Raw genomic sequence first — 3,344 nt, 5'->3', positions numbered from 1 at the left:
CCGGTGGCCAGCGACACCGGGACATGGGTGACCGCTGCCGTGGTCAGGTTTTGCCCAGCGACCACCACGGTGTAATTGGTGTTTTCAGGCAAATACGCCAGCGTGAACTTGCCCGTGAGCGGATTGGGCACGGTGGCACGCAGGTTGTTATTGGAATCGCGTGTAGAGACCACCACCTGGGCTGCAATCGACGTGTCCACATAGCCTTCAATGGCCGTGGTCAGGCGTGGGATCACGGCCACCACGGGCTTCAGGTTGTAATTGCCCGAGCTGCCTGCCTTGACGATGGAGCGGCAGGCGTTGAAGTCCAGCACCATGTCGGCGATCTGACCACTTTGCACCGCAAAATGGGCCTGCAATTTGAAGCCACTTTGTTGCCCGCTGGGCGTTCTCAGCACGATTTCGTCCGTTGTGCCTGACAACACCAGCGCATTCGCCAAAGGATTGGCCTGCGACGGGTTGGCTGGGTTGTCGGCCAACACCAAGCGCACCTGCTGGTAGGTGCCTGCGGGCAAAGGCAAAGAGCCCAACTCTTGCAGCACCCCATTGGTCAAAGAGAGTAAATCAATGCGTTGAGCCGGGATGCTGAGCTCGCTCCAGTCCGCCTCTGTGCCGTCGGCGTTGGCACTTTGGTGCACCCGGATTTTGTTCACCGTGACATAGACGTGGTCATAACCGCAAGCGGGCGCATCGGTCATGGCCAATTTGAGGGTGCCGCTGGACGGTCCACCGCCACCGCCACCACAAGCGACCAAGCCTGTGACGAGCAGTCCACAACCGCTCCATGACAAAGATTTGAAAAGCCGTGCTGTTGTGCGCATGTTGATCTCCATGAAAAACGATGGGGAAATTCTGGCTTCTGACCAAGCCGCATGCGGTAACCGAAAGTAAGGCCACATGCCGCTTGCTTACACCTGAACGCATCGTCCGGCATCGCCCGCGCAAACACCATGTAGCCTTTGGACTATTTTCAAACACCGATGTGTGTACACCGATCGACCAAGCACGCCAGCCGCAACCCGCAGCGCGGCGGGGCACGGTGGTTACAAAAATCAGACCAAAGGCACGGTGAGTTGGGCAATCACCGCCGCCGTGTCGGGGCGAACGCCGCGCCACCATGCAAACGCCTCGGCCGCTTGTTCGGCCAGCATGCCCACGCCATCGGCCAGGCGCGTCACGCCCGCTTGCCGGGCCAACTGCAGAAATGGCGTGAGGCCTTTGCCATAGGCCAATTCATACGCCAGGCAAGCCGGTGCAAACGCCGATGGCGACAACGGCGGCAATTCGGCCGTCAAGCTGGCCGAGGTGGCGTTCAGCACCACATCAAACGCTTGATCGCCCAACGCGTCATAGCCCATGCCCCGCACCGGCACCGAACCGGTTTGGTGCTGGTGGGCCAACTCGGCCAGGGCCTGCGCCTTGGAGACGGTGCGGTTGACGATCACCACCTCGGCAGGGCCTTGAGCCAGGATGGGCAGCAAGGCCCCGCGCGTGGCGCCACCCGCCCCAAGAATCAAGACCCGGCGCCCTTGCAACGGGCAGCCCAGGTTGTGCACCACATCGCGCACCAGACCCACGCCGTCAAAGTTTTCGGCATAGACCTTGTCCCCTTCGAACTTCATGGCGTTGACGGCGCCAGCCATCTGCGCGCTGGGTGCCAGATCGGTCGCATAAGCAAACGCATCCAGCTTGAACGGAGCCGTCACGTTCATGCCCCGGCCACCCGAGGCGCGAAAGGCGTCTACCACCGAAGCAAAACCATCCAGCGGTGCCAGCAACTTGGTGTACTCCATTTCTTGCCTCGTCACCTGGGCAAAAGCGGTGTGGATGAGCGGCGACTTGCTCTGCTCGATGGGGTTGCCGATCACGGCGTAGCGGTCTGTCATGGGAGATTCCTGCGATCAATCTGCCGATCTTATCGCCGCCGCAGGCCCAAAACCCTGACGCCACACCACAATGCCATTTTGTTTTGCCCGATGCACCTTGCCGCTTTGCGAACCCGCCGTGGACGGCCACGCCGCTGTGTTGGCCCTGCTGCGCTGTGGCTCAATGCTTGCCCACCAAGCGCGAGATGGCCAGGCCCAAACCGGCCACACCTAGGGCCGCCAGGCTGAAAGCGGCAGGCAACCAGCCCCGATCCACACTCGCAGCCATGAGCAGCACACCACTGGACTGCCCAAAAAACAGCAGGCAGGCAAACAGCGTCACGGCGGTGCCGCGTGAGGCGGGTGCCATTTGGGTGGCCTGAACCTGCAGCGTGTTGTGCAGCATGTAAAAACCAAACCCGGTGGCCAAGCAGCCCAGCATGCCCCAAACGGGCTGGTGCGCCCACGCCAATAAGAGCAGCCCCAGCACAATGCTGGCCGTGCCAGTCTTGACCAAACCGCGCTCGCCCCCCAACCAGCCCAGCCAACGTCGTGCCAACTGGCTGTAAAACAAACCGCCCACACCGTAAAGCATCATGACCGAGCCCGCAAAGACCACGCTCATGCCGAACTGCTGGTGCAAATGGGTGGGAATGAAGGCCATGGCCCCAAACACCAAGGCCCCTTCAATGGCCGTGACGGTCAAGACCTGACGCACACGCGGCACACGCAGCATCTGCAATGTGCTGGCAAAGTACGCGATGAAACTGGATGCGCCAGCGGCGGCGGTGGGCGCAGGCAAGTGGCGCAACTTGCGCCACAGCATGAACGCCGCGATGGCAAACAGTGCCGACACCGCCGCAAATGCGCTGCGCCAACCCAAATGCTCTGCCGCAAAACCACCAAACCACAGACCGGCCATCATGCCGGTGACGGTATAGCCCATCAGCTTGGCCAAGGTCTCTTGCCTGCGGTCATAGGCCACCTGGTCGCCGATCCAGGCCATGGACAGCGGGATGATGCCCGCCGCCGCTGCGCCCATGAAGGCGCGCATCACCACCAGCAGCGTGAGGTCGGACGCCATGCTGGTGATGGCGCTGAACACGGCGCAGGCCAGCACCGCCAAAGAGACCACACGCAACTTGCCAAAGCGGTCCCCCAGCGGACCGTAAAACAACTGCAGCACGCCATAGGCCACGGCAAAGGCCGAGACCACACGCGAAGCCTCACCGGTGGAGACCTGGAACTCCTGCCCCAACACCACCAGCATCGGATCGCACATGCGCATGGAAGCCATGCTGGCAAAACCCGCCAGACCCATCACGCGCAAACTGCTGCGCTCGCTTTGCTTCACTGAGGTCATCGGTCCGCCTCAAATGCCCAAAGGAAATTCACGCGCATCCACGCCCATGGCTTGCAGCTCACGACTGAAATGCGTCATGGCCAAAGGTACCACCTGGGCCACCAAGACGTATTGAT

At 61.6% G+C, this 3,344-nt stretch carries 3 protein-coding genes; all 3 read right to left on the bottom strand.

The annotated features are described in order from the left end of the window. A partial coding sequence (locus RMP09_RS11815) for a DUF4382 domain-containing protein (RefSeq protein ID WP_310566166.1) occupies nucleotides 1–833 on the bottom strand: 833 nt, incomplete at its 3' end. A gap of 219 nt (nucleotides 834–1,052) precedes the next feature. Further along, complete coding sequence (aroE, locus tag RMP09_RS11810) at nucleotides 1,053–1,886, bottom strand: shikimate dehydrogenase (protein WP_310566165.1); 834 nt, start codon at nucleotides 1,884–1,886, stop codon at nucleotides 1,053–1,055. Nucleotides 1,887–2,046: 160 nt separating this feature from the next. Further along, nucleotides 2,047–3,228 (bottom strand): MFS transporter, encoded by a 1,182-nt coding sequence (locus RMP09_RS11805; RefSeq protein WP_310566164.1) that lies wholly within the window; start codon nucleotides 3,226–3,228, stop codon nucleotides 2,047–2,049. Between the last annotated feature and the right edge of the window lie 116 nt (nucleotides 3,229–3,344).

It is taken from the genome of Hydrogenophaga sp. (assembly GCF_031426985.1).
GTDB lineage: Bacteria > Pseudomonadota > Gammaproteobacteria > Burkholderiales > Burkholderiaceae_C > Hydrogenophaga.
This window is presented reverse-complemented; position numbering and strand designations above follow the sequence as displayed.

Excerpts from the sequence above, each read along its gene's own strand:
- aroE (WP_310566165.1), bottom strand. The coding sequence starts at position 1,886 with ATGACAGACCGCTACGCCGTGATCGGCAACCCCATCGAGCAGAGCAAG.
- RMP09_RS11805 (WP_310566164.1), bottom strand. The coding sequence starts at position 3,228 with ATGACCTCAGTGAAGCAAAGCGAGCGCAGCAGTTTGCGCGTGATGGGT.